Source organism: Cupriavidus sp. 05N39 (assembly GCF_056397325.1).
Genome location: NZ_JBFTNE010000218.1, coordinates 1 through 3,991, shown reverse-complemented (window position 1 = coordinate 3,991; position 3,991 = coordinate 1). Strand labels below are relative to the sequence as shown.

Sequence of the window (3,991 nt, the reverse complement as noted above, 5' to 3'; positions counted from 1 at the left end):
GGGGCCAGATGCGCTGGCGCGACACCAAACGATGCCCGGCCATCCTGGGCGCACAACGGCCATGAGCAGGGACATGCTCACCCTGGTGCATGCCGCCGCGGATAGCGTCCCGCTTCGAGTGTCTTCCCGGGCCGCGGCGCCTTGCCTCACGGCACCCGCCACTGCCTCCCAGCCGGTTCCAACCCGTTTTCCTTTCTCGCGTTTCGCGATCCTCCCGTTTGCAATCCAGAGCCACCTCCAATTCCGAGACCTCCCGCGCCATCCTCGTCGGTGTCGATTTCGGCAAGCATGATTTCCAGGAAAGCCTGAGCGAGTTGGCGTTGCTGACGTCAACCGCCGGCTCCACCCCGGTGCATACGCTGACCGGACGCCGGTCGCGCCCGGATCCGGCGTTGTTCATCGGCTCCGGCAAGGCGGAGGAACTGAAGGAAGCCGCCGATGCGCTTGACGCCGACGTGGTGGTGTTCAATCACACGCTCAGCCCTGCGCAGCAGCGCAATCTGGAGCGTTTCCTGCAACGCCACGTGATCGACCGTACGGGCCTGATCCTGGATATCTTCGGGCAGCGGGCACAGAGCCACGTCGGTAAGGTGCAAGTCGAGCTCGCCCAGGTCCAGTACCAGGCTTCGCGGCTGGTCCGCGCCTGGAGCCACCTGGAGCGGCCACCCCGCGGCGGGCGCGCGCCCGCAACGACACCCTGAGCATCTCGCTGGTCGGCTATACCAATGCCGGCAAGTCGACGCTGTTCAATGCCCTGACCAAGGCGCGTGCCTACGCGGCCGACCAGTTGTTCGCCACGCTGGATACCACCTCGCGCCGGCTTTACCTGGAGGATGTGGGCAACGTGGTGTTATCGGATACCGTCGGTTTTATCCGCGATCTGCCCACCCAACTGGTGGCTGCGTTCCGGGCTACGCTGGAAGAAACCGTGCACGCGGATCTGCTACTGCATGTGGTCGACGCCTCCAGTCCGGTGCGGCATGAGCAGATCGAGCAGGTCAATCGCGTGCTGGCCGAGATCAATGCCGACGACATCCCGCAGATTGTGGTGATGAACAAGATCGACGCGGCGCCGGAACTTCTGGCGCAGGGCCCCAGGGTGGAGCGCAATGAGGACGGCGTGCCGACGCGCGTGTTCGTCAGTGCGCGCGACGGCATCGGTCTGGACACCTTGCGCGAGGCCTTGGTGGACGTGGCGCGCTGGCTGGCCGAACGTCCGCCCGAACGTCCGCCGCTGGACCCGCGCCTGGCTGATGTGGCGGCTTATCACGACGACGATGACGGCGGCGATCATGATCGCGAAGACGCCGGGGTGAATCCGGAAGAACCCGACATGCATTGATCCAGTTCGACGGAAATCACGGCCAGATTGCCTCAAATAGGAAAATGTGGCGTCGATGACTGTTAGAATCCCCCTGTTCCAACTATCCCGGACCCGTGCACTTCATGCCCCAGTTTCCCCGGAATTCTGAATCGAGCCATGCCTTTGGCAGCCGCGCAGGTGGCCGCAACGGCGGCCATGCACCGTCGCGGACGGCCTGGCAGCGTTTGCGCGCGATCCTGTCGTTGAACGATCCACGTTGGGGTCGGGGCGGCCCGGATGACGAAGACAAGGACAAGGACAAGGACAGCCGCGACAACAATCGCCAGCACCAGCGTCCCCCGCAGGATGGTCCGCCCGACCTCGACGAGCTCTGGCGCGATTTCAATCGCCGCCTGAATGGCCTGCTCGGCCGCAAGGAAAACGGCGGTGGCGGCAACCAGGGCTTCGGCGGCGGCGCGCGCACGCCGGGCAAGGGCTCGGGCATCGGCGCCGGCGTGGTGGTGGTCGCCGCGCTGGGCATCTGGCTGGCCAGCGGATTCTTCATGGTGCAGGAAGGCCAGACCGCCGTCATCCTGCAGTTCGGCAAGTTCAAGTACACCACGGGCCCCGGTATCAACTGGCGCCTGCCGTACCCGATCCAGTCCGCCGAGATCGTCAACCTGTCGGGCGTGCGTTCGGTAGAGGTGGGGCGCTCCACTTCGATCAAGGACAGCAACCTGAAGGACGCGTCCATGCTGACGCAGGACGAGAACATCATCGACGTCCGCTTCACGGTGCAATACGACATCCAGGACGCGAGCGAATTCCTGTTCTACAACAAGACCGATCGTGGTGGCGATGAAGAACTGGTGACCCAGGCCGCCGAGACCTCGGTGCGCGAGATCGTCGGGCGCAACAAGATGGACGCGGTGCTCTACGAGAACCGCGAGCAGATCGCACAGAATCTGGCCAAATCCATCCAGTCGATCCTGAGCGCCTACAAGACCGGTATCCGCGTGATCTCCGTCAACGTGCAGAGCGTGCAGCCGCCCGAGCAGGTGCAGGCCGCCTTCGACGATGTCAACAAGGCCAGCCAGGACCGGGAGCGTGCCATCAGCGAAGGCCAGGCTTACGCCAATGACGTGATCCCGCGCGCCAAGGGTACCGCCGCGCGCCTGAACGAAGAAGCCGAAGCCTACAAGGCGCGGGTGACCGCCCAGGCCGAAGGCGATGCCTCGCGCTTCCGGCAGGTCCAGGCCGAGTACGCCAAGGCCCCGCAGGTGACGCGTGACCGCATCTACATCGAGACCATGCAGCAGATCTATACCAATTCGACCAAGGTGCTGGTGGATTCGCGCCAGGGCAACAATCTCCTCTACCTGCCGCTGGACAAGCTGATGGCGCAGTCGCAGGGCGGCACGCCGGGTTCCGGCACCGCGCAGGCGCCCGCGGCCGGCAGCAGCACGCCTGCCGCGCCGGAAGCCGGTAGCGATACCCGGTCGCGCGAGCTGTTGCGCAACCGTGACCGCGATTCGCGCTGAGGAGCCCCGACATGAACCGACTGATTTCCGTAGTAATCGGCCTCTTCATCGTGCTGGCGATCGGCTCGTCGATGGTATTCGTGGTGGACCAGCGGCAGTACGCCGTGGTGTTCGCGTTTGGCCAGATCAAGCAGGTGGTGAACGAGCCTGGCCTGCACTTCAAGCTGCCACCGCCACTGCAGAACGTGATCTTCATGGACCGCCGCCTGCTGACCATCGACGTGGCCGCCTCGGAGCGTTTCCTGACCGCCGAGAAGAAAAGCATGGTGGTGGACTGGTTCGTCAAATGGCGCATCACCGATCCACGCAAGTTCTACGTGGCCTTCAATGGCAACATCCGTGGCGCGCAGGACCGCATGACCCAGCGTATCGACTCCGTTGCCCGCGAGGAATTCGGCAAGCGCACGGTGGCGGAGCTGGTGGCCGGCGAGCGTGAGAAGGTGATGCAGAATATCCGCTCCGCGATGGCCGACTACGCCCAGTCCGTGGGCGTCGAGATCATCGACGTGCGCCTGAAGCGCGTCGACCTGCTGCCCGCGATCAGCGAATCGGTGTATCGCCGCATGGAGGCCGAGCGCAAGCGCGTGGCCAATGAGCTGCGCTCCACCGGCGCCGCCGAAGGCGAGAAGATTCGCGCCGATGCCGATCGCCAGCGCGAAGTCGTGCTGGCCGAGGCCTATCGCGATGCGCAGAAGATCAAGGGCGAGGGCGATGCCCGCGCCTCGCAGATCTACGCAGAATCGTTTGGCCGCGATCCGCAGTTCGCCCAGTTCTGGCGCAGTATGGAGGCCTACCGCAATACGTTCCGCGACAAGCGCGACGTGTTGGTGCTGGAGCCCAATTCCGACTTCTTCCGCTATATGCGGTCGGCGGGCGGCGCCGCGGCGCCGGCGGCAGTGCCTCCGGCGAGCCGTCGCTAAGCTGGGCGGCCACGGCCGCCAGGCAATACGACAAAACCCCGGCTTGCCGGGGTTTTGTCCGGCTGGAGGGGTGGCTGCCGATGCCTTCGACGGGCGTCGTCGCCGCCTCATCCGCCGCGCCAGGTGACTGGTGCCCGGCTTGGCCCGTGTCCCGAGGCGAGACGGGAACGTAATTCAACGGGTGGCCCAGGCCGCCCGGCAACTGTGTGAAGTGAAGAGATTTACCA

2 protein-coding genes and 1 pseudogene are annotated in these 3,991 nt (G+C 65.1%); all 3 read left to right on the top strand.

Going from position 1 to position 3,991, the window contains the following annotated elements; all coding sequences use genetic code 11:
• Positions 1–218 precede the first annotated feature (218 nt).
• A pseudogene (gene hflX, locus AC1DN0_RS40705) lies at positions 219–1,342 on the top strand (GTPase HflX).
• 104 nt (positions 1,343–1,446) lie between these two features.
• Positions 1,447–2,844, top strand: coding sequence for an FtsH protease activity modulator HflK (gene hflK / locus AC1DN0_RS40700; RefSeq protein WP_441632053.1), 1,398 nt, complete (start codon positions 1,447–1,449; stop codon positions 2,842–2,844).
• Positions 2,845–2,855: 11 nt separating this feature from the next.
• Positions 2,856–3,764, top strand: coding sequence for a protease modulator HflC (hflC, locus tag AC1DN0_RS40695; protein ID WP_441632055.1), 909 nt, complete (start codon positions 2,856–2,858; stop codon positions 3,762–3,764).
• The last annotated feature ends 227 nt before the right edge of the window (positions 3,765–3,991 follow it).